Source organism: Streptomyces sp. NPDC001100 (assembly GCF_053598575.1).
Genome location: NZ_JBSFKO010000031.1, coordinates 30014 through 55845 on the forward strand (window position 1 = coordinate 30014; position 25832 = coordinate 55845).

Genomic DNA, 25832 nt, shown 5'->3' on the forward strand with positions numbered 1-25832 from the left:
CGGCCCACCGGCGGTGACCATCACACGCCGCCTCCCACCGGTGGCGACCACCACACCCCTCCGCCCACGGGCGGGGATCACCACACGCCGCCTCCCACGGGCGGCGACCACCACACCCCTCCGCCCACGGGCGGAAATCACACCCCGCCTCCGACCGGTGGGAACCACACCCCGCCTCCGATCGGCGGGAACCACACCCCTCCGCCCACCGGTGGCAACCACACGCCGCCTCCCACGGGCGGCGACCACACCCCGCCTCCGCACGGTGGGAGTCACACCCCGCCGCCCGTTCTGGCGCACACCGGCAGTGAGGCCATGCTGGCCACCTCCGCCGTCAGTGCCGCGTTGATCGCGGGTGGCACGATCCTCTACCGACGAGGCCGGGCCGCGTCCCGTAGGTAAGGCGCACGGGGTGCCGGACGTCACCGCCCGGCACACCCGCGCCGCACTACGCGGTCACCGTCGTACGAAATCCAGTGCGCCCCGCCGCCCCGGCGCCGGGATCATCCCGCCGCGCGGCTCCGAGCGCAGCCGGCGTCGGACTCCCCGGAGCAGCGCGCCCGCGGTGAACGTCGCGCCGTGCACGAAGCGCATCGCCGGGCCGAAGCCCGAGGCCGTCAACAGGCCCGCCATGAAGAGGCCGGGGTGCGAGGACTCGAAGTCCCGGCCGACCTCGGGGGAACCGTCGCCCACCGTGGCCAGCGACCCCCTCAACTCGCTTGAGAGCAGCCCGAGTCGGCCGGTCGTGGCCTTGAACCCCGTTGCCGCGATGACGTGTTCGGTCTCCAGGGAGCGTGTCCCGCCAGCCCCGCCCACCGTCTCCAGGCGCACCCCGCCCGGCACCAGATCGGCCGCCGCGACCTCGTGGCCGAGGAGCACCTCCACCGCCGGTTCGAACCGGTCCCGTACCCACCAGGCACCCGCCGGACCAAGGGCGTTGGCCGCGATCCTGGCCCGGGTCGACTCCGGAAGGCGGCGGAAGAGGTCGGGGCGCTCGGCGTAGAACCAGTTGCGCCAGCCGGGGCCCAGGCCGCTGTGCGGGGAGCGGGCCTCCTGCCACCACGGGCGCTCCCAGGCCGGCGGCACGTCGTTCCAGTGCAGCTCGTCGGCGCGCGCCAACACCCTTACCCGGGTGCCCTGTTCGGCGAGCAGGGCGGCCGTCTCCAGGGCCGCCTGGCCGCCGCCGATCACCGTGACGTCCTTGCCGCGGAAGTCGTCCAGCGTGCTGTGGTGGCTGCTGTGCGAGACGAGGGACCGGCTCAACCCCCTTAGCGCGGACGGGATTTCGACGAACGGCATGACACCGACCGCGAGGGCGACGGTCCGGGCGTGCAGCACCCGGCCGTCGTCGGTCACCGCCTCGAAGCCGCCGGGAACCGGGGCGATCCGCTCCACGGTCCGCTCGTCCACCTCGGGCACGGCGTTGCGCGCGAACCACAGGCCGTACGAGGCGAACATCTCGACCGGGATCGGCTCGCCGTGCCGGGCCTGAACGCCCTGCGTCGCGCAGTACGCGTCGAGCGGCCAACGGCCGTCCGGGTCCGACAGGTTGGAGGCCCAGGGCTCCGACTTGAGGAACATGCCCCGGGGCATGTGGTCGCGCCAGGACGCCATGGGCCGGCCGAAGACGCGCAGGTTCAGCCCGGCGGCCGCGGCGTGGGACGCGATGGACAGGCCGTACGGGCCCGCGCCCACCACCAGCAGGTCGTACATCAGCAACTGCTCGCTTTCTCGTCGTCGGACAACTCGGTCAACTTGGTCAACTCGGCTTTTTCGGCAGGCTCGTCGAGGGGGCTCGTGGCCGACTGCCGGACCACCCGCACCGCCGTTCGCGCCGGAGCGGGCTCGCTGCCCAGCCGCCCCCGCAGTTTGCGCAGCACGTGCCCCGCCCACAGGCCCCACATCGCCCGGCCCGGCGCCCGGTCGTCCGGCGCGTACCAGGCCAGCTCGCGTCCGGCGGGCGCCGGGCGCAGCGCGCTGAGCGGCGCGTAGTTCTCCACGACGAAGGAGCGGCCCGGCCGTGGCGACCCGTCCGGCAGCGGACGGTGGGTCAGGTCCAGGTGCTGCGCGCGGACCACGTCGAGGCCCGCGCTGTCGGTGAAGAGGCGGAACTGCGCGCCGGGCCGCGGGTTGAAGTCGAGCAGGTGGTAGCGGCCGCTCGTGCCGCAGCGGCGGAAGTCCAGGTCGAAGATGCCGCGGTAGCCGAGCTCGGCGGTGAGGCGTTCGGCGAGCGCCTGCACCTGCGGGTTGGGCGTCCAGCGGCCCACCGCCGTCAGGCCGGCCCCGCGCGGCCAGGCCCGCTGCTTGCGGCCCGGCCCGCCGCCGCGCACGGCGCCGGTGCGGTCGACGTAGCCGTGGAAGAACCAGTCGCGGTCGGGCCCGGACGGCAGGAACGCCTGCAACAGCAGTTGGCTGCCCGCCTCCTCGGCGCGCAGGAACAACTCGCGCGCCTCCTGCGCGCTGTGCACCACCACCGTGCTGCGCAGCCCGGTCCCGCACGGCACCAGCCACGGCCGGCTCCACTTCGCGACCACCGGCAGCCCCAGTTGCCAGGCGGCGCTAGCGGCCTGCGCCGGGCTCTCCGGGATCAGCGTCACCGGGTGCGGGATGTCCGCGCTCGCGCACACGGCGGCCAGTTCCGCCTTGTCGGCGACCCGTTCGGCCAGCGCGCCGGGCTGCTGCGGCAGCAGATAGGAGGGCGCGAGTTCCTCACGCAGCCGGCCGACGGCGACGGCGCTCGCGTCGTCCATCGCGATCAGCACGGCGGGACGCGCGATCCGCGCGGCCACCCGGCGCAGCGTGACGGCGATCTCGCCCAGGGACGCGCCGGGCGCCGGCGGGGGGTGCATCTGGCAGACAAAGCGGGAGCTGCGTACGGGACTTCCCGAGGAATCGGCGACCACATGCACCTCCACTCCCGCCCGGCCGAGCGAACGCACGGCCCCCAGCGTTCCGTGGTGAAAGGGATTCCGGTCGATCCGCAACAGGACTGCGGGGACACGGATGTCGAGCAGCGACACGGACTGTTTCCTTCGGTTCGGTTCACCCGTGCGGGCGATGGAGGAACTCGGAAGCCGTAACGGCGGTGGCGTAATTCATATTCATATGACTGAGTGTCAGTAGAAGGAAAAGCAAAGTCGGAACGGAGTACGAGAGTGGAGAGAGGAGCAGGCATGGCCCCACAGCAACGACGGTCCCGGACCGCCCGGCTGGCCTTCGTCGCGGCCACGGTCGCCGCGTCGGCGGTTTTCGCGTCGGGTCCCGGGTTCGCGGCGGGAGCGGAGGTGGCGCGGGCCACCGATCCGCCTGCTCCTGTGACCACCGCGCCCACGAGCACCGTGCCGACCACGCCTACGACGACCGCACCCGCGGTCACCGCACCGACGACCCCCGCCGTCGTCGCACCGGTGAAGACGCCCGTGCCGAAGGAGACTCCGGCCTTCGGCGCCTTCCTCGACTCCGGTGCCCGCGGTGTGGCCCGGATGGCCGCCCTGAGCAGCTGGCTGGGCGGTGCCGAACTGCGCGTCGGCCACACCTACCTGCCCGGCAACCACTGGAGCGACATCGAGGGCGCCCCCGGCCTCCTCGACGTATGGGCGGACTGGCGGACGGAGAAGACGGACCGGATGCTCGTCCTCAACGTGCCGATGCAGGAGCGCAACGAGGACGGTGTCTCCGACTGGCAGGTCCGGCGGCTGCTCCAGCTGGGCGCGGCCGGTCAGTTCGATCAGCACTTCAGGGCCCTGGCCGAACGGCTGGTCGATCTGAAGGTGCCGGACACGGTGATCGTGCTCGGCTGGGAGATGAACGGCACCACGTACACCTCTCGCTGCGGGCCGGACCCGGAGGCCTGGAAGAAGTACTGGAACAGGATCGTCACCACGATGCGCTCTGTGCCGGGCCAGAAATTCCGGTTCGACTTCACTCCGAGCCGCGGCCGGGACGCCGTTCCCTGGACGCAGTGCTATCCGGGGGACGACACGGTCGACATCGTCGGAATGGATTCGTACGACCAGCCTTCCGGGCTGACGTTCGACGAGCAGGTGAAAGAGCCCTACGGACTCCAGGAACACGTGGACTTCGCCAAATCCCACGGCAAGCCCATTTCCTATCCTGAATGGGGACTCTTCCGCAATGGCGACAACGCGGAGTACATGAAGCGCATGCTCGCCTGGATGGACGAGCACAAGCCGCTGTACAACACGGTGACCGACTACTGCCCGCACGGTGTGTGGCAGTGCTCCCAGAACCCGAAGTCGTCCAAGGTCTACCGCTCGGTCCTGTTCGGCCGCACCGAGGAGCCGACCCCGACCACACCCACCACGCCTACGACACCCACGACTCCCACGCCCCCGGTCACGCCGGAGCCGCCCAAGCCGACCACGCCTCCCACCCCGGCGCACCCGGCCAACTGCTCGCCCGTGGAACTCGGCGACTGGGTCGAGTACTGGCTCGGCGGGAAGCTGTGCGTGAAGTTCGACTGGTGGCAGCGCGACCGCTGAACCAGAGGTGGCGGCGGGCCGCTCACGGTCCGTCGCCACCGCGCTCCCTCCACTTCCGCAGTAACGCCTTGCCCCGCCGGCGCGCGGCCACGTCGCAGACGACCGCCGCCATCAGCGGGGCAGTGCGCTTCCGGGCCAGCAACAGCCGCTGGTTGACGACCGGTTCGGGCCGCCAGTGGTGCTTGTACGGCTCGTTGCCCCGCAGCAGACTGAGCGTGCCGGGCCCGTCGGTCCCGGTGTGCTCGGCGCACGCGTCGAGCAGCATCACCGCGACGTCCGCCTTCCGCTCCCGCAGCCGCGGATGCGCGCCGTAGAGATACCCGCCCGCGAGCCGCCGCGACAACAGCGTCAGATCTACGGCGACCACGTCCTCGTCGAGCCGGAACTCGGTGACGACGGCGTCCCCGGAGCGGACCATCGGCCCGACCGAGCGGACCAGGTGTTCGCAGAACCGGGTCTGCAGATGCTCGGACGTCACCTTCCGCCCCTGCCACTGGAGTTGATGCAGCTCCAGTAGCCGCCGCAGCGCCGAGTCCACCCCGTCCGGCTGTACGACGGCGCGCTCGACGCCCAATGCCGTCAGCTTGCGGAGTTTGGCGCGGACGCGCTGGGCCTTGGAGGAGGGGAGTCGGGCGACCAGTTCGTCCATCGGTACGGCGGGCAGCTCCAGGCAGAGCGAGTCGTGGACGCGGCGGCGCGGGCCGCGCCAGTGGTCGTAGACGTGCTCGACCGCGCCGCCGGGCCGCACCTCGCGGAAGTCGATCAGCGCGGTGCGGGCGGCGGACGCGAGGCCCTCGGTGAGCGCGGCTACCGCCGGGTCGCCGTGGTCGTCGTCCAGCAGGACGTCGCCGTAGTCGGAGATCGCGCCGCCGAGCGGGACCAGCGAGGGGACCGGACGGCGGACGAGCATCAGGGGCGCGGCGGCGACGAGTTCGCGGCCCTCGCGCACAACGAGCAGGCGCAGTCGGCCCGTTCGGCCGTACGACAGCCACCAGGAGTGCAGCCAGGCGTGGGACTGGAACGGGGTCGCCGCGCCGCACTTCCGGTACAACCGGCCCCAGGCCGGGGCCAGTTCGGCGAAGGCCTGGGCGTCGGTGACGAGTTCGGTCGAGTACACCGGTGTCACAGGACGTCGGCCGCGGTGGCCGGGCTGGGCACGGAGGCCGGGCGGCCGGTCTCGTCGGTGGTGCGGCGCGGCCGGACCAGGAGCAGCAGGCCGCCGAGGAGGCCGCCCGCGCTCGCGCCGACCAGGCCGGTCACCGCGGCCGAGGGCGAGGAGGGCGCGGCCGGCTTGATGGCGCGGGCGAAGGTCTGGAGTTCGACGTGGGTGGAGGCCTTGGCGTCGTTCGCGTGCGCGGTCAGTGAGCGGGACACGGCGTTGGCCATGTCGGCGGCGAGGTCCGCGCGCGAGGAGGTGGCCGTGACGGCGACCATCGGCGCGTCCGGCGAGGTCGCCGTCTGCACGCTCGACTGGAGCGTCTTCACCGGGACGCCCGCCCACACCTGCGCGTCCCCCAGCACCGCGAGTTGCGTGGCGACCCGGCCGTAGGCCTGCGCGAAGCCGAGCGCGGTGGAGGAGTCGGCCTTGTCCGTCGGTACGGCGATGACGTAGCTGGTGGCCGTGTACGTCGGCGGCTTGGCGAGGCCGTAGCCGGCGCCGAGGAGTCCGCCGGTCACGGCGCCGGCCGCGAGGAGGGACCAGGCGGGGAGGGTCTTCGCGCGGGCGAGCGGGCGGTGCTGTCGGATCTCGGTCATGAGGAACTGGCTCCCTGGGGTGCGGGGGTCGGCGACGAGGTGGAGACCGCCGCGTACACGTCCATGAGTTGGGCGGCGCTGCGGGTGATGCAGTAGTGGTGGGCGGCGTCCGGCGCCGTGCGCGGGCGCGGGCCCCGCGCGCGGGCCGCCGCCAGCGCGCGGGCGAAGACCTCGGGCCCGCCCTGGACCCGGTGTGCTCCCGCGGCGGCCTGCGGCGGGAGGTCCTCTACGGCGGGGCAGGAGGCGTAGAGCACGGGCAGCCCGGACGCCAGACCCTCTACGACGGCCAGGCCGAAGGCCTCCTCGGGGGACGGCGAGGCCAGCAGGTCCATCGCCGCGGTGAGGGAGGGCAGGTCGGGGCCCGGGGTGCCGTCCGGGACGTAGGGGCGTTCGCCGGTGAACAGCACCCGGTCGGCCACTCCGCAGTCGTGGGCGGTGCGGCGCAGGAGGTTCTCCTCGGGGCCGCCGCCGACCAGCAACAGCCAGTAGTCGGAGGGGAGTTGGGTCAGGGTGCGGATCAGGACGTCGAAGCGTTTGCCGGCCGCGAGCCGGCCGATGCCGCCGACGACGTACGCGCCCTCGGGCAGGCCGAGGCGCTGGCGGGTGCGCAGTCGCTGGACCGGGTCGAAGCGGAAGCGGGGCAGGTCGATGCCGTTGGGGACGACCTCGATGCGCGGGCCCGGCACACCCCACTGCTTGAGGCGTTCGGCGACCGTGGGGGAGACGGCGACCGTGGAGCGGCCCAGGCGTTCGCTGGCGAGATACAGGGCGCGGACCCCGGAGTTGAGGCTGCGGCCCTCCATCTGCGAGTCGCCCAGGGAGTGTTCGGTGGCGACGACCGCCTTCACGCCCGCGATCCGGGCGGCGAGCCGGCCGTAGACGCAGGCGCGGTAGAGGTGGGTGTGGACGAGGTCGTAGCCGCCGGTGCGGATGATTTTGACCAGGCGGGGGAGGGCGGCCAGGTCGCGGTTGCCGGTCATGCCGAGGTGGTGGACGCGCACCCCGTCGGCCGTGAGACCGTCGGCGACCGCGCCCGGGTTGGTGAGCGTCACGACATCGCAGTCGACCGGCAAGTGGCGCAGCAGCAGGCGGAGTTGCTGCTCGGCGCCGCCGATGCCGAGCCCGGTGATGATGTGCAGGGCCTTCATGCGAGCCCCTCCACCGGGCGGCGGCGCAGGCCGTGCAGCCGGTACTTGAGGAAGAGGCGGACGGCGGTGTCGTTCTGGCCGATGTGCACGCGGGGGAGTGCGTGGACGCCGTTGAGGTCGCCCGGATCGATCGCGCAGGCGTAGGTGTAACCGGCTTCCTGTACGGCGGCCACGGCGCGCGCGTCGATCGTGCCGTACGGGTAGCAGAAGCCGTCGACGGTCGTGCCGGTCAACTCGGCTAGTACGGAACGGCTTTCGGCGACCTCGGCCTTCAGAGTGGCGTCGTCCGCATTGGCCAGGTCGACGTGGGTCAGGCCGTGCGAGCCGATCTCCACGCCCTCGGCGGCGGCCTGGCGGATGCCGTCCGCGGTGAGGAGCGGCCGGCGCGGGCCCAGTGGGTCCCAGGCGTTGTCGCCGCCGAGCCTGCCGGGCAGCACGAAGAGGGTGGCGCCGCAGTCCCAACGGGCCAGCACGGGAAGGGCGTTGTCGACGAAGTCGGCGTAGCCGTCGTCGAAGGTCAGCCCCACCAGACCGTGGCCCTCGCCCCGGGCGCGGGCGGCGAGCAGCTCGGCCATGGACACACCCCGCAGCCCGCGCCGGCTCAGCCAGCGCAGCTGCCGGTCCAGGCGGTCGGGCGTGACCGTGATCCGGTAGGGGTCGTCGGAGCAGTCGCCCACGGAGTGGTACATCGCCACCCACGGGACCGGGCCCGTGACGCGACTGCCGGTGGTCGGGGAATCAGCGGGAGCGGCCATGGATGAGCCTTCGTGTGACGGAGCGGACGGATTCCAGTGCGGGTGCGAAGCCCTGGGCGCCCAGGGCCCGGCCGAGCAGGACGAAGACGACGGTGACGGTCGCGCAGCCGACGGCGAGACCGGGCAGCGGTGCGGGCATCGCGCGGGCGGCGAACGCCCCGGCGACCGTGGCGACCGCCGCCGCGCGCACCGGCCGGCTCAGCTCCACCAGGACCTGCCGGGTGCGGATCGGGACGCTGCGCGGGCCGCTGCCGCACAGCAGGAGTACGGCGGTGACGGTGATGCCGGTGGCGTTGGCGACGGCGATGCCGATCACGCCCCAGGGGCCGACCGTCCAGGCGCCGATCCAGGAGGTCACGACGATGCCGGCGGCCATCGCGCCGACCGGGTACCAGGTCGGGAGGCCCGCGGAGAAGTAGGAGCGGACCAGGACGCCGACCAGGGTCTGGCCGAGCAGGCCGAGCGCGTACACGCGCATGACGCCCGCCGTGGCCGCGGTGTCGTGGGCGGTGAACGCGCCCCGCTGGAAGAGGAGTTCGATGATCTGCGGGGCACAGGCGATCACCGTGGCGGCGCCGAGCAGGACAAGGCAGGCGGCGAGCGCGAGGTCCCGCTCCACCCGGTTGCGGGCCTTCTCCGTGTCGCCCTCGGCGAGCGCCCGCGCGACCACCGGGAAGGTGACCGTGCACAGCATCAGCGACAGCACCATCGGCATCTGGGCGACCTTCTGCGCGTAGTTCAGATGCGAGATGGCGCCGGCCGGGAGGTGGGAGGCGAGGAAGCGCTCGATGAGGACCTGGGACTGACGGCAGAGCGCGAAGAGCAGCACCGTCGCCATCAACGCGAAGTTCATCGGGCGGGGGGTCTCGGTGGTGTCGTCGGCGACGACGTCCGGTGTCGTCGGCTGGTGGCTCCTCAACTGGCGTACCAGTGCGGGCAGTTGCGTCGCCACCATCAGGCAGCCGCCCGCGGCCACGCCGAGCGCCGCCGACCGTACGCCCCAGTGGGCACCGAAGGCGTACATCCCGGCGATGATGCCGATGTTGTACGCCACGTAGATCGCCGCCGGGGCGACGAAGCGGCGGTGGGCGCGGAGCGCCGCGCTGCAGTAGCCGGCGAGGCCGAAGCTCAGGACGCAGGTGGCGGTGATGCGGGTGCAGCTGACGGCGAGCGCGGGGTGGGGGAGGCCGGGGGCCAGGGCTTCGACCAGGTAGGGAGCTGTCGCGATGAGCAGGGCCGATACCGCGACGAACGCCAGGGTGAGGCGGGGGAGGGTGGCCTTCACCAGGGCGCGGACCGGGTCGCCGGGGGCGCCTTGCGCTCCGCGGGCCAGCGCCATGCTGAACGCCGGGATCAGGGCGAACGCGAGGCCGTCCTCGATGAGGAGGGTGGCGGCGAACTCGGGGATGGTCCAGGCGACGAGGAAGGCGTCGGTCTCGCTGCCGGCGCCGAAGAGGCGGGCGAGGGACTGGTCTCTGGCCAGGCCCAGGAGGGAGCCGGTGATGGAGAGGGCGGCGGTGATGAGGGCGGCTTTGGCGAGAAAGCGGCGGGATTCGGGGGCGGGGTTTTCTTGTGAGGGGGATGGGATCAGGGGTGGTTCGGTTGGGTGTTGGGTGCTGCGCCGTGGGGGCTGGGCGCGCAGTTCCCCGCGCCCCTTTGGGGCGCTGTCCTTGGCGGCGTTTCCCGTCACCGTCATTGGGCCATGGCCCCTTCGGCGGTTGCTCGCACCGGAGTTGCCGCCGTAGGTCGCTCCTGCTCGTTCGCCCCCACCAGCGACCACCACGCCGCCACCCCGAACACCACCGCCGTCAGGACCGTCGACGGGCCGCCGATGTCCGCGTACATGAAGTCGATCAGCTGCCAGATCAGGAGGCCGGAGGAGACCAACGCGCAGTCCAGGCCCGGGAGTCCGGCGCGGTGGGTGCGGTAGAGGCCGCGGAGGGCGCAGACCAGGAGGGCCAGCCAGCTGCCGGCCAGGGTGAGGAGGCCGATCAGGCCCTGTTCGCTGAGGACCAGGAGGTACATGTTGTGGGGGGAGAGCAGGGGCTGCTTGAGGAATCCGGCGCCCGCGCCGTCGGTGTCGCTGCCCGAGGACAGGGCCAATGAGGCGTTGCCGTCGCGGTGTTCGGGGAAGCCCTTCAACCCGACGCCGGTCAGCGGGTGTTCACGCCACATCGCGGTGGCCGCCGCCCACATCGTGTAGCGGTCGGTCACCGACTGGTCGGGCGCGTCGGCGACTTGGGTGATGCTGCTGATCCGCTCCTGGAGCATCGCCGAACCGACCCCGAAGCCGCCGACCAGCACCACGCCCGCCGCCGTGACCGCCGCGGCCACCTTCAGGGCGCGGCGCAGTCCGGCCAGCGCCAGTTGCAGCGCGCAGGTCGCGGCGGTCGCGATCCACGCGCCGCGGCTGAAGGAGAGGGCCAGCGGCAGCAACAGGGCGAACGCGCAACCTGCGGCAACGGCCCGCTGCCGTACGTCATTTCGGCCCAGGTCCGTTCCCAGTCCCAGGGCCAGGGCGAGCGCGCAGATCAGGCCGAAGGACACGACCGTCGCCATGCCCATCACGTCGGTCGGTCCGAAGGTGCCCACCGCGCGGATGTCCTCGCCCTGGTAGGAGGCGCCGGTCGCGGTGACGTACTGCTTGACGCCGATCGCCCCCTGCCACAGGGCGAGGGAGACGAACGACCAGGCCAGCAGGCGGAAGTCGCGCCGGTCGCGGACCAGGAGGACCACGGCCGCCGGGACGAGGACGAAGATCTGGAGGTAGCGGCCCAGGCCGCTCAGCCCCGCCCCAGGCGAGGACGCGCCCATCGCCGCGACGGACAGGCCCAGGACCGGAAGTCCCATGACCGCCACGGCAGTTGGGGTCAGGGGGCGCCTGCGCTCCCGGAGCAGCCGGATCCCGCAGTGCAGCACCACCAGCCCGGAGACCGCGTCGGCCGGGCCCGCGCCGCCCGCGCCCGGGGCGAGCGGCAGGCCGAGGAGGGCGATCACGGCGATGACCGGCAGGACCGGGGCGAACGTGCGCAGGCGGTGGTTCACGGCTCAGCTCCCCGTCGGACGTACGAGCGCGGTCGCGGTGCGGGCGAGGATGCAGATGTCCTGCCACAGCGACCAGTTGTCGATGTACGCGTTGTCGAACCGGCAGCGGTCCTCGATCGAGGTGTCGCCGCGCAGCCCGTGGATCTGGGCGAGGCCGGTGATGCCGGTCTGCATCCGGTGGCGGGCCGCGTAGCCGGGGTAGGTCTGGCTGAACTGCGCTACGAAGTAAGGGCGTTCGGGGCGGGGGCCGACCAGGCTCATGTCGCCCCGGAAGACGTTCCAGAGCTGGAGCAGTTCGTCCAGCGAGGTCTGGCGCAGGAAGCGGCAGAAGCGGCTCATCTGGTGTTCGCCCGCGACACTCCAGCGGGTCGCCGCCTCGTGCTCGTCGACCGGGCGGTGGGTGCGGAACTTGAGGAGGGTGAAGGGGCGTCCGTCCTTGCCGATGCGTTCCTGGCGGAAGACGACGCCGGGTCCGTCGGTGAGGCGGAGGACCGTCGCGCACACCAGCAGCAGCGGGCTGACCAGGAGGAGCAGGATCCCGGACACCAGCACGTCCAGTGTCCGCTTGCCGAGGCTGCCGCGCCTGCGGGAGCCCAACTCCAGCCGCCGGCAGGCGAATCCGGCGAGCTGGTCGCGCATCTCGTACGAGGGCGAGTCGGCGTCCACCTCCCAGACCGTGCAGCCCGACTCCGCCAACGCCCGCAGCAGCGGCCCGCGTTCGGACCGTACGGAGGGATGCACGGTGAGGACCGCGCGTACGCCGTTCTGGATGAGGGCGCGCTCGACCTCCTCGCCGGTGGTCAGCACGGGCAGGCCCTCGGTGCCGTCCGGGTGGTCGGCGACGATGCCGATCGGCTCGATCCCGCACCCCGGGTGCCGTAGCACCGCCGCCGCGACGCGCTGCGCGGTCGTCGCCGGGCCGATGACCAGGGCGGCGCGGGGGTGGTTGAGCAGGGCCTTGCGGTGGCGGAGGTGGACCGCGCCGCGGGCCACGCAGGCGGCCGCCGTCTGGAGGGCGAAGCCCAGCAGCAGGGTGCGTGCGGACAGGGCGCGGTCGGGGTCGTAGGCCGCAGTGAGGGTGCCGAGCGCGAGCCACGCGACGGCGATCCGCCCGCAGACGGCGGGCAGTTCGTCGAGGACGCGCGGTACGGCCCGGGGGAGGTGCGGGCGCAGCAGTATCGAGCCGGCGATCAGCAGCGCCACCAGGAGCGGCCGGCGCCGGCCGCCGGTCAGCGCGAGCGCGCCGAGCAGGGCGGCGGCGAGGTCCGCGCCGAGCAGCGGCAGCGGTGAGGCCGGGCGCGCCGGCGGGCGGCGGACCGGGAACCGGAAACCGCCGCCGGTGCGCCGGGGGATGACCGAGACGTTCGAGGATCCGTGGTCCCGTGGCTGTCCGCCGGGGGAGGGGACGGTGCTTTCCGCAGTCACGAGTGGATGGACTCCCTGCACTCGGTGGGCACGACGGACGTGTCCTTCTGTTTCGCCTCCGGGGCGCCGAGCAGTTCGCGGTATACCCCCGCGACCGCTTCGGCGCTGTGCCGCACGTCGTGCGTGGACTGGACGTGTCGGCGTCCCTGGTGGCCGAGGGACTCGCGCAGCAGCGGGTCGAGCAGCAGCTCGGCGATCGCCCCGGACAGCACAGCCGGGTTGTCGGCCGGGACCAGGCAGCGCGGGGCGAGCCCGGGGGGCAGGCTCTCGCGGGCGCCGGCCACGTCGGTGACGACGACGGGGCGCCCGCAGGCCATCGCCTCCAGCGGGGCCAGCGCCATGCCCTCCCAGCGCGAGGGCAGGACGACCAGGTCGGCGGCCTGGTACCAGGGCACCGCATCGGCGACGGCACCCGCGAACAGCACGGATTCCGGGGCGAGTTGGCGCAGCGCGTCCCGGTCGGGCCCGTCGCCGACGAGCACCAGGCGCGCCTTCGGCACCCGCCGGAGCACCGCGTCCCACGCCCTCAGCAGGACGTCCTGGCCCTTCTGCCGGCACAGCCGCCCCACGCACACCACCAGCGGCGCGGCCGGATCGACCCCGGCGAGCTGCTCGATCCCGGCCCGTACGGTGTCCACGGCGGCCGGGTGGAAACGCTCGGCGTCGATGCCGTTGGGGATCACGCTCCAGCGGCTCCGGACCCCGGCCCGCAGCCCGGTCGTGCGCTCCGCCTCGCTCACGCACACCGTCCGCGTCGCCCACCGGGCGCCCCACCGCTCCCAGCCGACGGCGAGCGCGGCGGTGACCCCGCCTACCGCCTCGAACGACCAGGCGTGCGGCTGGAACACGGTCGGGATTCGCCCACGCACGGCGAGCCGCCCGGCAAGACCGGCCTTCGCGCTGTGCGCGTGCACCAGATCGGGCCGCACGTCCTCGACCACCCGGGTGAGCCGCCGTACCTCGGAGACGAGCGCCGGACCCGGCGAACGGGTGGCCTCCCACCGCCGTACGTCGGCGCCGAGCGCCCGCAGGCCGTCCGCCAGGACGCTCTCGGGGCAGGCGACCGTGACGTGCAGGCCGACCGCGAGCTGGGCCCGCGTCAGATCCGTGACGACACGGGCGACCCCGCCGTCCACGGGCTGGGCGAGGTGCAGGACCCGTGGCCGAGGGTCGGTTGCTGACTGGTGCATTGCGCGGTTTCCTCGCTCACGGGTGGCGCTCGGGACTGCGGGCGGGAACGCGCCTCACTGCTGGGCGTCGACGGCGACGAAGAGCGCCCCGAACCACGCCGCGTCCCGCTGGGAAACGAGCCGGAAGGCCAGCTGGTCACCGCCCGGACGCAGTGCCTTGCCGAGATCGAACACATCGGAGTCGTAGCCGAGGGTGTTCGCATACGCGGGCGCACGCTCCGAAGGCGCCGCCGCCGGGTCGCTGATCGTGGAATTCAGCACGTCGTCACGGGGATTGGCGCCGTCACCGAGCGCGGTGGCGTTCGTACGACCGGTCGAGAGCGTGAGCGAATCCCCGGTCCGGCCGCGATCCCCGTCGTACGCCACCACGCCCGCGCGTCCCCCGGCGTGCGCGGGCGTGCGCAGGCCGCGCAACCGGATCTCCGCGCCGGTACGGGAGTTCAGCGCGTCGAACCCGTCCCACAGCTCCAGCCGGCGCAGCGGCTCCTGCTGCTTCTCGTACGCCACGACGAGCGTCCAGCCGCCCCACGCGCCGGCCGCCGACTTCCCCATCGCCGTGTTGACCTGGGCCACCGTGTAGAGGCCGGAACCACTCGCCCGGACCAGCTTGGTGACGTCCGCCGAGGCCTGGAACGCGTCGGCGCCGTCCGCCACCCGGTGTCCGACGACCGTGTCCGCGAGCACTTCCTTGTAGTCGCCGCCGGGCTCCGCGATCAGCACCCGCCCGTTGTCCTTGGCCGGCTTCTGCTCGCCCACCCGGAGGTTGCCGCCCCAGTACAGGCGTGCGTAGGTGGCCCGGGCGCCCTCCGGCAGCCGGACCTCCGCGCGGGAGGAGTTGTAGGTGTTGGGATCGCGGTCGACGTCCACGTAGAACATGTCGAAGTCACCGTTGACCGCGGCCTCCCCCTCGCGCACGGAGAGGCAGGCGGCCGAGTCGGTGCGGCAGCTGACGGAGGTGTTGGCCGCGCGGACGAAGCCGCCGTGCTGGAGGGCCTGGTAGCGCTGGGCCGGGGGGATGCGTTCCGTCTCGGCGGCGGGCGGGGCGGAGGCGCCGGAGGCGGCCGGGGCCCAGATCGTGGCGAGGGCGAAGGCGACCGTCGACGCCCGGCGCAGCAGCGGACCCTGGGAATTGCGCATGACCGGCGGTGCCCTTTCGGGAAGTACGGCCCCTATATGCGATTTGCTGGCTATAGGGGTACTTCGGGAGGTGCGCAACTCTAGTAGCTATCCGGATTAATGCGGTGAAACGTGACAAGTGTGTCGGAATGGTGAAGTTCGACCCTGTGGCACATCACCCCATTGGCGGCACAACCCCCGTGGGTGCCGCGCGTTGACACAGCGCCGGGCATCCCCGCCCGGGTGTTTGTTTCAACCCCAAGGAGCACCTCTCCATGTCGCGTATCGCGAAGGGCCTGGTCCTGACCTCCGTTGCCGCCGCCGCCATGGCGGGCACCGCCGGCATCGCCGCCGCCGACAGCGACGCGCACGGCGCCGCCGCCCACTCCCCGGGCGTGCTGTCGGGCAACGTCGTCCAGGTTCCGGTTCACATCCCGGTCAACGTCTGCGGCAACACCGTCAACGTCATCGGTCTGCTGAACCCCGCGTTCGGCAACACCTGCGTCAACGGCTGACGTCCGCGCGCATCCCTTCGGCCGGCCGTCTCCCCGTGGTCCTTCCACGGGGAGACGGCCGGTTGGCGTTGGGGCGGCGGCGAAGGCCGTTGCCCCGAATGGGCGGTAGCGGCGCCGGTCCGGCGGTCCGGTCTTGACATGGCCCTCACCAGGCACGACGTCGTCCGTACGGCTGACGGGCGGTCACCCGGCGCGATCGACCGGTTGCAGATGGTGGTGAGCGCTTTCACGGTGGGCTCAAGATCCGAAAGCACCACCGAAAGGAACACCCCATGCGTGGTCTGCCCGCACGGCGCATCGCGTCCTCCGTACTCTGCGCCACCGTCCTGATCGGAATCGCCGGCCCCGCGGCCGTCGCGGCCGACAACGACTCGGCGCGGAAGCACGTCCACGCCGCGTCGAGCGTGCCGGTCCCTGGAGCCGACGGGCTGCTCGCCCAGGTCAAGGGCCTCGGCAATGTCGGCAGCGTGCTCACCCCGGTCACCGACCTGCTCAACCAGGTGCTCAAGGCCGACAACGGCCAACTCTCCGCCGACCAGGCGCAGAAGCTCGTCGACGCCGTCAACGAGGCCGTCGCCAAGATCACCGCGGCGGCTCCGGCCGCTCCGGCGGTTCCCGCGGCCCCGGCCGTGCCCGCGGCCCCCGCTGTACCGGCGGTTCCGGCCGTTCCGGCGACGCCCGCGCTGCCCGCCACCCCCGCTCTCCCCGCGACTCCCGCCCTGCCCGCGCTGCCGAGGAGCGGTGACGACTCCAAGGGGAAGAAGGCGCCCGCCGACCTCGCCGGGGACGCCCTCGCCTCTCTGCAGAAAGCGGTCGCCAGCCTGCTCACCGCCGTCACCTCCGGCGATGTCGGCGCGGTCGTCCCGGCGGTCACCGGTGTGGTGACGGGCCTCGTCAACGTGGTCGCGGCCACGCTGCTGGGCGGCGGGCTGCCCGCGCCGAGCCTGGCCGGTCTGCCGGCGCTGCCCGCACTGCCGTCCACCTCCGCGCTGCCGTCCACGTCCTCGCTTCCCGCGGTGCCCGCGGCACCGGCCCTGCCGGCGGTGCCCGCGGTTCCGGGAGTGTGAGGCGGACAGCCGAGGCGAACAGCCGTAGAAAGGCCGTTGGGTCGATCCTTTCCGGGACCGGCCCAACGGCCTTTTCATATGAGGATGAGAAACGCCGATGAGACACACACCGCATTCGGGTGGGGGAGCAGAAAGTTTCTGCGCACGGGTTTCCGGCCCGGCCGGAACTCGTTACACACGGCGACAGAATTCCCTCTGGTGACATGAGTTGCCGAAGAAAGGAACACGATGAAGTCCCTGAAGGCTGCCGCTGTCGTTGCCGGGTCCGTCGCCCTCGCCGGTGCCGCCGCGCCCGCGTTCGCCTACAGCCCCGCCGACGTGACGCCCACCAGCCTCACCGGCGCCGTCAACACCCTCACCAGTGGCCGGATCCAGCCCGTCGACGTGATGCCGCTGCAGCACCAGTCGGACGCGCTCGACACCGAGAACAAGCAGTCCCCGCTCAGCACCGTCAAGGGTGCGGCCGGCGCGCTGAACCAGCACAACCCGCTGCTCGGCGGTCTGCCGCTGCAGGGCTGAGCTCGCCGGTGGTGTTCGAGGGGCGTCGCGAGGCGTCCCTCGTTCGTGTGGCGGGTCGACCGCGCCATCGGCCGGACGGGTGAGAACGCGTCCGGTGGCCTTCCGGCCCGTCGATAAGGTCGCGCGGTGACCTCAACCTCAAGCGAAACGCGCCCCTTCCGCGTCGCCGACCTCGGCACCCTCGTCGTCCTGGCGTGGAGCGGCGAGGCCCCCGACGGGGACATGCCCTACCTCCTCGCCTACACCCTGGGCGACGCCGCGGACGGCCCCGAGGCCGCAAGCGCCGCGGTGGAACGACTGCTGACCGACAACGGACTCCCGGTCGGCGGCGACGTCGTCGACGGAGCATCCCGGCCCAGCCTGCCGATCACCATGCTCGTCGAGTCCGGGCAGGCCGTCCTCAACATGCCGCAGCTCAACGCCCAGTGCGTGCCGCCGCCCGAGTGGCTCGCGGCGGTCGGCGAACGCGGCTTCGCCTACCTGGTGTTCACCACCCGCCCCTGGCCCGAGGCCGAGCCGGGCAAGCCCGTCACCCCCGAGGCGCTGGCCGAGTTCGCGGGCGCCGAGGAGACCCTGACCGCCGCCGCGCACGTCGTCCTGCCCGCCCGCAGCCTGCGCGGCTGACGACCGGACAGCGGGCGGGAACACCGGTTCCGGCCCGCTGATGGGAATTCGGGAAAAGCTGATTACTGCGGCACCCGGGGGAATCTTGAACTGGTCCTCTTCCCGGGATCGTTACCCGGTCAGCACACAGAGCCTCCGAATTCCGAAAGGGACCGTACTCACGATGAAGTCGACCACCCGAGGAACCATCGCCGCCGTCATCACGGCCGTGGCGGCCGCGACCGGCGCCGCCGCCGCGACCCCCGCCGCCGCGCTCGGCACGGTCCCGGTGCCCGTGCCCCTGGGGGGCGCGGAGAGCGCCCTCGGCATGGAACTCCCCAAGCTGGGCGGCGAGATCCCGGTGCCCATGCCGGGCACCCCCGATGGCCCGCGGTACGTCGAGGGCCGGCTCATCCCGGAGCACGCGCTGCCCCAGCTCCCGGTCCACGGCGGCCTGCCCGGCATCGGCCTGCGCGCCCCGCTGCCGCACGTCCTCGGTGACGGCTTCGACCACATCGGCGTCAGCACCCCCGCCTCCGACCTGCGCACGCTGGCCCCGGGCCTCGCCCTGGACGCCCCGCTGACCCCGCCCAACCCCGACAACTTCGGCCTCCCGGACCTGAAGGCGCCCCAGGCGGGCGTCCTCGCCCCGGTCCTGCAGACCGTGCCGGGCGCGGACCTGGTCACCGGCGCGGGCCTCTAGGCCGTAGCGAGGGAACGAAGGCGGTCGTAGCGCCGGAGTGTGGAGGAGAGGGCCCGGGTGGTGCGACCCGGGCCCTTCCGCATGGCATGGGTGGTTTCGGACGGTGACCGTGCGGGGGGTCGGACGGTTAGCCCCTCGAACGGTCGGAACGGACGAGGGAGTTGGGCCATGAGCGTGAGCGTCGGTGGAGTATCCGTGGGCCGGGAGCCGGTCAGACCCGGGTCGGTGCGCAGGACGCGGCGGGAGGCGCTGCGCGGGGCGTTCGGTGCGGTGCTCGCGGTGGCGCTGGTGCCGGTCGTCGCCGCCTCCCGGCCCACCCGCTCCGGTGAGGATCCCGGGGACACCGCCTTCGACGAGACGTACCGGGGACGTCGTATCCGCGGTGTGCTGAAGGGCGGTTGGCAGGTGACGGTCGACGGGCGGCCGCTGCATCTCATGCGGCGGGCCGACGGCACCTGGCTGAGCATGGTCGACCACTACCGCTCGTATCCCACCGCCCTGGAGGCGACCCGCGCCGCCGTCGACGAGTTGAGCCCCGGCCGTGAACTGCGCGAGGCGGACGGGCCGACGGAGCAGATGCACATGGGGGGAGACCATGGCGTACACGCGTAAGGACGTCAGCACACTCACCGCCGCCGAGAAACGGCGGTTCGTGGCGGCGCTCCTTGAGATCAAACGGCGGGGCGAGTACGACGAGTTCGTGCGCACGCACATCGAGTACTTCGTGCCCGACGGGGAGTACGGACTGCGCTCCGCGCACATGGCGCCCTCCTTCCTGCCCTGGCACCGGCAGTTCCTGCTGGACCTGGAGCGGGCGCTGCGCCGGGTCGACTCCTCGGTGACGGTGCCCTACTGGGACTGGACGCGGGACCGCTCCGCGACCGCCCTGCCCTGGACGAAGGACCTGCTCGGTGGCACCGGGCGGCGCTCCGACCACCAGGTGACGACCGGGCCGTTCGCCTACACGGCGGGCAACTGGACGATCAAGGAGGGGATCACCGACGAGCCGTACCTCACCCGGGACCTCGGCCGGGCCGGTGCCCCGATCGCGCTGCCGACGAAGAGCGACCTGGACGGGGCGCTGGCCGACCCCGTCTACGACACCGCGCCCTGGGACTCGACCTCCCGCACCGGGTTCCGCAACCGGCTCGAAGGGTGGGGCACCGGGTCCGGCAGCGCGTCCTGGCGCAATCACAACCGGGTCCACAAGTGGGTCGGGGGCGTGATGCTCGGCGGCGCCTCCGTCAACGACCCGGTGTTCTGGCTGCACCACGCCTTCATCGACCTCCAGTGGTCCCGCTGGCAGAACCGGCACCGCGGCGCCCGCTATCTGCCGGCGAGGCCGCCGGGGCCGGGCGACGACCAGGAGAGGCGGATCGTGGCACGGCAGCAGCGGATGCCGCCGTGGGACGTGACACCGGAGCAGCTGGAGGACGTGAGCAGGATCTACCGGTACGCCTGACCGGCGGGGTGGGGAGCGGGAGACACGGGGAGAGCCCCGGCGCCTGAGGTGCCGGGGCTCTTCGCGTACGTCCGTCCGCGTGTGCGGTCGAATCAGTGGCCGTAGCCGTTGTCGCCGTAGCCGCCCGGGCCGGGGTGGCCGCCCTTGCCGTGGTCGCTCACGTTGGCGCAGGTGTTGCCGAAGGCCGGGTTCAGCAGGCCGATCACGCTGACGGTGTTGCCGCAGACGTTGACCGGGATGTGCACCGGCACCTGCACGACGTTGCCCGACAGGACGCCGGGCGAACCGACGGCCGCACCCTGCGCGCCCGCGTCCGCCATGGCCAGACCGGCGCCGCCGAGCGCCACGGCGCCCGTGCCGAGAGCGACCACGGCCGCCTTCGCGATGCGAGACATCACGTTCTCCTTTGGTTTCGGTGAGTGCGGCGGCAGGACTCGCCGTCGCACTTCGGGTTCAACGCGGCGGCCCATGCCTGGTAACGGCGCCGACCGGGAGATCACCCGTTTTGAACAGGACTTCGAGCGCCGGGAGTGGATGTTCGACGGCGGGTAATTCGGTGTTGCCGGCGGCTGCGCGTCGATTAGCCTCCCGGCATGGCAACCGACCAACTGTTCCGTCTGTTCGCCGAGCAGAACCGCGTACGTGCCTTCGCGGCGGTGGCCCTGGGCGCGGAGACCACCGAGCAGGTCGCCGAGGTGGCCGGACTGACCCCGAAAGGCACGGCCCTCGCCCTGCTGAAGCTGCGCGAGCAGGGCGTGGTGAAGACCATGGACGACGGCGAACTCCGCGTCGACTACGACCTGTTCAGGAACCTCGCGCGCGAGGGCGGGGAGCCCGCCGAGGACGGCCCGGTCACCGGCGACGAGCACACCGACATGATCCTGCGGACCTTCGTCCGGGGCGGCCGGCTGATCCGCCTCCCCGCCCAGTGGACCCGCAAGCAGGTGGTGCTCCGGCACATCGCCGAGCAGACCTTCGCCCCCGGCGTCGAATACCCCGAGCGGACCGTCAACGAGAAGCTGCGCGCCTGGTGCGACGAGGGCGAGGTCGACCATGTGACGCTCCGCCGCTACCTGGTGGACCTGCACCATCTGCGGCGGGGCGACGGGATGTACCGGCGCGTCGAGGCGTGATCCACGGCAACTGCCCTGCGGGCGAGCGGTTCTACGGCCGCCGAGGCATGGGTGCCTGGTTCTACGGCAGCTGCCGTACGGGCGAACCCGCCAGGTAGGCCCGGATGTTCTCGACGGCCTGGCCGTAGTACGTCGTGTAGTTGGCGTGCGACACATAGCCGAGGTGGGGTGTCGCGAGCAGCCGCGGGGCCGTGCGCATCGGGTGGTCGGCGGGGAGGGGCTCGATGTCGAAGACGTCGATTCCGGCGCCCGCGATGCGGCCCTCGTGCAGCGCGGCGAGCAGGGCGTCCTGGTCGACGATCGCCGCGCGGGACGTGTTGACGAGATACGCGGTCGGCTTGAGGAGGGCGAGTTCGGCGGGGCCCAGGAGCCCGCGGGTGCGGTCGCCGAGGGCCAGGTGGACCGAGACGAAGTCGCTGTCCGCGAGCAACTCCTCCTTGGACGAAGCGAGTTGGACGCCCACCTCGTCCGCCCGCTCCTTGGTGAGGTGCTCGCTCCACGCGGTGACGCGCATGCCGAAGGCGAGCCCGATCGCGGCCACCCGGCTGCCGATCTTCCCGAGTCCGAGCAGTCCGAGGGTACGGCCGTGCAGGTCGGCGCCGACCGTCTGCTGCCAAGGGCCGCCCGTGCGAAGGGAGTTGCTCTCCTCGACGATGCCCCGGGCCAGGCCGAGCAGCAGCGCCCAGGTCAGTTCGACGGGCGGGGCCGAGGAGCTTGCCGTGCCGCACACGGTGACGCCGTGCGCCTCGGCGGCGGCGTAGTCGATGACCGTGTTGCGCATGCCGGAGGCGATCAGCAGCTTCAGCCGGGGGAGTCGGGCGAACAGCGAGGCGGGGAAGCGGACGCGTTCGCGCAGGGTGACCACGATGTCGGCGGTGGCGAGGGCGGCGGTCAACTCGCCCTCGCCGTCGAGGTGTTCCCGCAGGCTGACGACCTCCACCGCATCCTCGACGGGCGACCAGTCGGCGAGTTCGGTCGCCACGTCCTGAAAGTCGTCCAGGACAACACAGCGCAAGGTCACGGAGAAACGCTACTCCTTGGCCAGCGCGTTCGCCGTGCGGGTCGGCTTGCCCAGGGCCCAGAACAGGACGCCGAGGAGGATGAACCCGACGAGCGGCACGGCCTCCGTGAGGAGGTACTTCACACGCTCGGCGTGGGTCCAGCCGTCCGGGAGGTAGGCGCCGCTGAACCAGTGGTCACCGACTCCCGGGGCGATCAGCTGCACGCTGGCGAACAGGATGAGCAGGGTGAGTACCACGCTGATCAGGACGGGGGCGGGTGCCTTGTAGGGGCGGGGGACGTCCGGGGCCTTGCGGCGCAGTACCGCGAGGGCCGGGAAGATGCCCAGATAGCTGATGAGCGTGGTGGAGATGGCGAGGCCGAGGACGGCGCCGAAGAGCTTGGCCGCGCTGCCGTCGGTGAGCTCGTGGGCCAGGACCAGGACGAGCGTGGAGACCAGCCCGCTGAGGATGTTGACCCGGACCGGTGTGCCGAAGCGGCTGGAGATGACACCGAGGAAGCGGGGCGCGGCGCCGTCGTAGCCGGAGACGGCGAGGGCGCGGTCGGAGCCCATCACCCAGGTGACGCCGGAGGAGAGCACGGTGAGGATGAACAGCACCGCCGCGATGTCCCCGAGCACCGTGCCCGCGCCGCTGCTGGTGACCGTGCCGTCCGCGGCCACGTCGCCGCCGTAGACGGTGAAGACCTGACGGATCGCGTCGAGGAAACCGCCTAGGCCGGTGATGGCCTTGACGGGAAGGACCAGCAGGATGCCGAGGATGGGCAGCGCGTAGAGGAGCACGGACAGGGCGGCGCTGCGGAAGATCGCGTACGGCACGTCCTTCTGGGCGTCGGTCATCTCGTCGCCCGCGGTGTTGGGCAGCTCGAAGCCGACGTAGTTGAACATCAGGACGGGCACGAGGAGTACGAAGCCGGCGTACGTCGGGGAGAAGTCGCCGGCGCCGAAACCGTGCAGGCCGTGCTCGATGCCGTAGACGACGACCGTGACCGTGAAGACGCCGAGGAGGACGAAGCGGCTCCAGGCGCCGATGGTGGGGATCCACTTGCCGACGTCGAAGGAGAGGATCGCGGCGAGGACGCCCACCCAGATGAAGACGAGGGCGAAGGCGTAGAAGGCCGGGGTGCTCAGGTCCTTGCCGTCGTTGAAGAAGGTCGTGAAGGCGGTGACGGCGGCGACGGCGAGGGTGCCGCCGAGCCAGACCGGGTTGGTGATCCAGTACAGGAAGTTGTTGACGGCGCCCGCGAGGCGGCCGAAGGCGCGGCTCGTCCAGATGTAGGGGCCGCCCTCCTCCGGGAACGCGGCGCCGAGCTCGGCGGTCAGCAGCGCGGAGGGGATGAAGAACACCACGGCCAACACGATGAGCCAGGTGAACGCCTCGGCGCCGGAGGAGGCGACCGTGCCGATCGTGTCCACGCCGACGATGGTGCAGAGAAGGAAGAAGAGGATGTCGAAACGGCCGAAGTGCTTGCGCAGCTTCTGCCGCTCCGTCTGTACTGCGGTCGGCATGTCGGCCGGCTCAAAAGCTGTCTGACCAGCGGCCACCGGGGGCTCCTGCGGGGACGAGGGGCGGGATTCGGCCAATGATCGATGCCCATGGGGAACCCCACAAGCGTTCGGGGGCAAGTCTTGACCATTACGTGTCCATTGGGGCGTAACGGAAATCGGGGGGAAACGTGGGGGTGATCGGGGAGGGGGAGGAGGGGGCGCTGTGGAGACGGGGAGGTGGGGCGGCCGGGACGTGCGCGCGAGTCCGTTCGGCATTCGGGTGCTGCCACTCCGTGCGTCACCAAGGCGCTTGGCCGCAAGGTGTTGTGGGGTCCCGGCATGAAAAAGCCCCTCACTGCTCTTGCTGGTGAGAGGGTGTTTGCGCCCCCGGCAGGACTCGAACCTGCGGCCAAGCGCTTAGAAGGCGCCTGCTCTATCCACTGAGCTACGGGGGCCGGGTGTGGTGGCCTCGGTCGTGGTGTGCCCGGGTGTGGGCCGGTCCGTGACGTTGCCGGGGACAAGGATAGGGCTCCCGGGTCCTTGTCCCTGTTGCTTCCCCTCCGTGGCTCGATGTGGAGGTTCAGTGAAGCGGTCCTGATAATCGCAGGCAGGTACGAATCGTGCATCGCTTTTGGTGCGCCGCGCCACGGGTGTTGTGCACTCGTTATGCCTGGACTGTGCCCATGCCCCAGTCATCCCTTCCGTCCGTTGTGTTCTGTCGGCGCGCAGACATGCTCATATGCTTCAGAATTCCCCCAAAATTGGGCATTCTTCACATGTGGTGACCTTGGACGTACGGCCTCAGCTGCTCGACGCACTCTCCGCCCTGCGCGACCGTGTCGCCGCCGCACGCTTCCCGCTGCCCCTCGCGGGGGCTCCACGCGCGCGTGCCAACCGCGACGAACTGCTCGCCCAGCTCGACGACTATCTGGTGCCCCGCCTGAAAGAGCCCGAAGCGCCCCTGCTGGCCGTGGTCGGCGGTTCCACCGGCGCGGGCAAGTCGACGCTCGTCAACTCCCTTGTGGGGCGCCGGGTCAGCGAGGCCGGCGTGCTGCGGCCGACGACCCGCACACCGGTGCTCGTCTGCCATCCGGAGGACCATCACTGGTTCAGCGGGATGCGCGTGCTGCCCGACCTCACGCGCGTGTGGGTGCCCCATCAGGACCCGGGGGACGAGTTGCTCCTCCCCGGTGAGGACGGTATGCGCGTGTTGCGGGTCGAGACCGCCGACTCCCTCCCGCGCGGAATCGCCCTCCTGGACGCGCCCGACATCGACTCCCTGGTCGCCGACAACCGGGTGCTGGCCGCCGAACTGATCTGCGCGGCCGACATCTGGGTGATGGTCACCACGGCCGCCCGCTACGCCGACGCCGTGCCCTGGCATCTGCTGCGCAGCGCCAAGGAGCACAACGCGACCCTGGTGACCGTCCTCGACCGGGTGCCCCACCAGGTGGTGTCCGAGGTGTCCAGGCAGTACGGCGCCCTCCTCGCCAAGGCCGGGCTCGGCGACGTACCGCGCTTCACGGTGCCCGAACTCCCCGAGTCCGCCTGGGGCGGGGGTCTGCTCCCGGCCAGCGCCGTGGCGACACTGCGGAGTTGGCTCGTGCAGCAGGCCCAGGACCCCGGTGCCCGGCACCAGTCGATGGCGCGCACGGCCTACGGCGTCCTCGACTCGCTGAAGTCGCGGATGCCCGAGCTGGCCGGTGCCGCCGCCGCCCAGTACGCCGCCGCGCTGCGGCTCACGGCCGCCGTCGACGGGGCGTACGACAGCGAGCACGCGCGCGTGCGGGGTCGTCTGCAGGGCGGGGCCGTGCTCGCCGGGGACGCCTTGAAGCGCTGGCGCGCCTTCCCGCTCGACTGCTCCGCCGGTGAACTCCTCGACGCCCTCGCCGAAAGCCTCGCCGCCCTGCTCCTGTGCGCCGTCACCGCCGCCGACGAACGCGTCGACGACGCCTGGCGCCGTGAACCGGCCGCGGGCGCCCCCGAACTCACCGACCGCGACCCCTCGCTGGAGAGCGCCGAGCACCGCATCGGAATGGCCGTGCGACGGTGGCGGCGCGAGCTGGAGGAGTACGCCGAGGAGGAGGTCGCCGACCTCGAACGGAGCATCGCCCCCGACCCCGAGGTGGTCGCCGCCCTCGTCGCCACCGCGCTGCTGGGCGGCCGCAGGGCGCGCTCCGCGGGCGAGGGGCTCGCCGAGCGGATCGGCGCCCACGGCGCGCTGCGGCTGCGCGACCGGGCCGGACGGCTCCTCAACGACCACGTGGACCGGGTCGTGCACACCGAGCGCGAACGCCGGCTCGCCCCGCTCGACGCCCTCGACGTGCACCCCGAACCCCAGGCCGAACTCATCGCCGCGCTGTCCGTACTGCAGAAGGAGAGGTGACC

The 25832-nt window shown here is 72.3% G+C and carries 24 protein-coding genes and 1 tRNA gene; 10 read left to right on the forward strand and 15 right to left on the reverse strand.

The window, feature by feature from the left end:
* Nucleotides 1-456: 456 nt before the first annotated feature.
* Together ACWDEW_RS34780 and ACWDEW_RS34785 are read right to left on the reverse strand one after the other, a co-directional pair.
* Nucleotides 457-1713 (reverse strand): NAD(P)-binding domain-containing protein, encoded by a 1257-nt coding sequence (locus ACWDEW_RS34780; protein WP_450518242.1) that lies wholly within the window; start codon nucleotides 1711-1713, stop codon nucleotides 457-459.
* Nucleotides 1713-3020 carry a carboxylate--amine ligase gene (locus ACWDEW_RS34785; RefSeq protein WP_450518244.1) on the reverse strand — a complete coding sequence of 436 codons (1308 nt, stop codon included), beginning with the start codon at nucleotides 3018-3020 and terminating at the stop codon, nucleotides 1713-1715. The genes ACWDEW_RS34780 and ACWDEW_RS34785 overlap by 1 nt, the downstream gene beginning before the upstream one ends.
* Nucleotides 3021-3173: 153 nt before the next feature.
* Here ACWDEW_RS34785 and ACWDEW_RS34790 point away from each other — a divergent pair, with 153 nt between their 5' ends.
* On the forward strand, nucleotides 3174-4502 hold the full coding sequence (locus ACWDEW_RS34790) for a glycoside hydrolase family 26 protein (protein ID WP_450518245.1): 1329 nt from the start codon (nucleotides 3174-3176) through the stop codon (nucleotides 4500-4502).
* 22 nt (nucleotides 4503-4524) lie between these two features.
* On the opposite strand, the gene ACWDEW_RS34795 is transcribed toward ACWDEW_RS34790, so the two are convergent.
* From ACWDEW_RS34795 to ACWDEW_RS34835, 9 genes are read right to left on the reverse strand one after another with little or no spacing between them, the layout of a single operon-like run.
* Complete coding sequence (locus ACWDEW_RS34795) at nucleotides 4525-5628, reverse strand: GNAT family N-acetyltransferase (RefSeq protein ID WP_450518247.1); 1104 nt, start codon at nucleotides 5626-5628, stop codon at nucleotides 4525-4527.
* Nucleotides 5625-6257 carry a lipopolysaccharide biosynthesis protein gene (locus ACWDEW_RS34800; RefSeq protein ID WP_450518249.1) on the reverse strand — a complete coding sequence of 211 codons (633 nt, stop codon included), beginning with the start codon at nucleotides 6255-6257 and terminating at the stop codon, nucleotides 5625-5627. The genes ACWDEW_RS34795 and ACWDEW_RS34800 overlap by 4 nt, the downstream gene beginning before the upstream one ends.
* The gene (locus tag ACWDEW_RS34805) at nucleotides 6254-7405 is read right to left on the reverse strand and encodes a glycosyltransferase (protein WP_450518251.1); all 1152 of its coding nucleotides are present in this window, start codon (nucleotides 7403-7405) and stop codon (nucleotides 6254-6256) included. Before ACWDEW_RS34805 ends, ACWDEW_RS34800 begins: the two co-directional genes overlap by 4 nt.
* Nucleotides 7402-8160, reverse strand: coding sequence for a polysaccharide deacetylase family protein (locus ACWDEW_RS34810; protein WP_450518253.1), 759 nt, complete (start codon nucleotides 8158-8160; stop codon nucleotides 7402-7404). Before ACWDEW_RS34810 ends, ACWDEW_RS34805 begins: the two co-directional genes overlap by 4 nt.
* Nucleotides 8144-9856 carry a murein biosynthesis integral membrane protein MurJ gene (gene murJ / locus ACWDEW_RS34815; RefSeq protein WP_450518254.1) on the reverse strand — a complete coding sequence of 571 codons (1713 nt, stop codon included), beginning with the start codon at nucleotides 9854-9856 and terminating at the stop codon, nucleotides 8144-8146. Before murJ ends, ACWDEW_RS34810 begins: the two co-directional genes overlap by 17 nt.
* The gene (locus ACWDEW_RS34820; RefSeq protein ID WP_450518256.1) at nucleotides 9853-11205 is read right to left on the reverse strand and encodes an O-antigen ligase family protein; all 1353 of its coding nucleotides are present in this window, start codon (nucleotides 11203-11205) and stop codon (nucleotides 9853-9855) included. Before ACWDEW_RS34820 ends, murJ begins: the two co-directional genes overlap by 4 nt.
* A 3-nt stretch (nucleotides 11206-11208) precedes the next feature.
* Nucleotides 11209-12630, reverse strand: a complete 1422-nt coding sequence (locus tag ACWDEW_RS34825; protein WP_450518258.1) for an exopolysaccharide biosynthesis polyprenyl glycosylphosphotransferase — start codon at nucleotides 12628-12630, stop codon at nucleotides 11209-11211.
* Nucleotides 12627-13820: a glycosyltransferase gene (locus tag ACWDEW_RS34830; RefSeq protein ID WP_450518260.1), complete on the reverse strand. Its 1194-nt coding sequence runs from the start codon at nucleotides 13818-13820 to the stop codon at nucleotides 12627-12629. The genes ACWDEW_RS34825 and ACWDEW_RS34830 overlap by 4 nt, the downstream gene beginning before the upstream one ends.
* A gap of 54 nt (nucleotides 13821-13874) precedes the next feature.
* Nucleotides 13875-14957, reverse strand: coding sequence for a DUF3344 domain-containing protein (locus tag ACWDEW_RS34835; protein ID WP_450518262.1), 1083 nt, complete (start codon nucleotides 14955-14957; stop codon nucleotides 13875-13877).
* A 254-nt stretch (nucleotides 14958-15211) separates the two neighbouring features.
* Between ACWDEW_RS34835 and chpG the strand changes: the two genes are divergently transcribed.
* From chpG to ACWDEW_RS34870, 7 genes are all read left to right on the forward strand, one after another.
* Nucleotides 15212-15451 (forward strand): chaplin ChpG, encoded by a 240-nt coding sequence (gene chpG / locus ACWDEW_RS34840; RefSeq protein ID WP_266768802.1) that lies wholly within the window; start codon nucleotides 15212-15214, stop codon nucleotides 15449-15451.
* 272 nt (nucleotides 15452-15723) lie between these two features.
* The gene (locus ACWDEW_RS34845) at nucleotides 15724-16518 is read left to right on the forward strand and encodes a hypothetical protein (RefSeq protein WP_450518264.1); all 795 of its coding nucleotides are present in this window, start codon (nucleotides 15724-15726) and stop codon (nucleotides 16516-16518) included.
* Nucleotides 16519-16746: 228 nt separating this feature from the next.
* Nucleotides 16747-17037: a hypothetical protein gene (locus tag ACWDEW_RS34850; RefSeq protein WP_019065677.1), complete on the forward strand. Its 291-nt coding sequence runs from the start codon at nucleotides 16747-16749 to the stop codon at nucleotides 17035-17037.
* 126 nt (nucleotides 17038-17163) lie between these two features.
* A complete protein-coding gene (locus ACWDEW_RS34855) occupies nucleotides 17164-17661 on the forward strand; it encodes a DUF5949 family protein (protein ID WP_450518267.1) in 498 nt (165 codons plus the stop codon).
* A 163-nt stretch (nucleotides 17662-17824) separates the two neighbouring features.
* The gene (locus tag ACWDEW_RS34860; RefSeq protein WP_450518268.1) at nucleotides 17825-18343 is read left to right on the forward strand and encodes a hypothetical protein; all 519 of its coding nucleotides are present in this window, start codon (nucleotides 17825-17827) and stop codon (nucleotides 18341-18343) included.
* Between the two features lie 168 nt (nucleotides 18344-18511).
* Nucleotides 18512-18955, forward strand: coding sequence for a tyrosinase family oxidase copper chaperone (locus tag ACWDEW_RS34865; RefSeq protein ID WP_450518270.1), 444 nt, complete (start codon nucleotides 18512-18514; stop codon nucleotides 18953-18955).
* On the forward strand, nucleotides 18939-19805 hold the full coding sequence (locus ACWDEW_RS34870; protein WP_450518271.1) for a tyrosinase family protein: 867 nt from the start codon (nucleotides 18939-18941) through the stop codon (nucleotides 19803-19805). The genes ACWDEW_RS34865 and ACWDEW_RS34870 overlap by 17 nt, the downstream gene beginning before the upstream one ends.
* 92 nt (nucleotides 19806-19897) lie before the next feature.
* On the opposite strand, the gene ACWDEW_RS34875 is transcribed toward ACWDEW_RS34870, so the two are convergent.
* Nucleotides 19898-20200, reverse strand: a complete 303-nt coding sequence (locus ACWDEW_RS34875) for a chaplin (protein WP_362970039.1) — start codon at nucleotides 20198-20200, stop codon at nucleotides 19898-19900.
* A gap of 198 nt (nucleotides 20201-20398) precedes the next feature.
* Here ACWDEW_RS34875 and ACWDEW_RS34880 point away from each other — a divergent pair, with 198 nt between their 5' ends.
* Nucleotides 20399-20938 carry a DUF2087 domain-containing protein gene (locus ACWDEW_RS34880; RefSeq protein ID WP_450518272.1) on the forward strand — a complete coding sequence of 180 codons (540 nt, stop codon included), beginning with the start codon at nucleotides 20399-20401 and terminating at the stop codon, nucleotides 20936-20938.
* A gap of 61 nt (nucleotides 20939-20999) precedes the next feature.
* Here the strand turns inward: ACWDEW_RS34880 and ACWDEW_RS34885 are convergent, their stop codons facing one another.
* The 3 genes from ACWDEW_RS34885 to ACWDEW_RS34895 all read right to left on the reverse strand — a co-directional run bounded on the left by ACWDEW_RS34885 (nucleotide 21000) and on the right by ACWDEW_RS34895 (nucleotide 23899).
* Entirely contained in the window at nucleotides 21000-21959 is a 960-nt protein-coding gene (locus ACWDEW_RS34885; RefSeq protein WP_450518273.1) for a D-2-hydroxyacid dehydrogenase family protein, read from the reverse strand.
* Between the two features lie 9 nt (nucleotides 21960-21968).
* The gene (locus tag ACWDEW_RS34890; RefSeq protein WP_450518275.1) at nucleotides 21969-23465 is read right to left on the reverse strand and encodes an APC family permease; all 1497 of its coding nucleotides are present in this window, start codon (nucleotides 23463-23465) and stop codon (nucleotides 21969-21971) included.
* A gap of 361 nt (nucleotides 23466-23826) precedes the next feature.
* Nucleotides 23827-23899 (reverse strand) — tRNA-Arg (locus ACWDEW_RS34895).
* A gap of 323 nt (nucleotides 23900-24222) precedes the next feature.
* Here ACWDEW_RS34895 and ACWDEW_RS34900 point away from each other — a divergent pair.
* A complete protein-coding gene (locus ACWDEW_RS34900; protein WP_450518277.1) occupies nucleotides 24223-25830 on the forward strand; it encodes a dynamin family protein in 1608 nt (535 codons plus the stop codon).
* Nucleotides 25831-25832 lie beyond the last annotated feature (2 nt).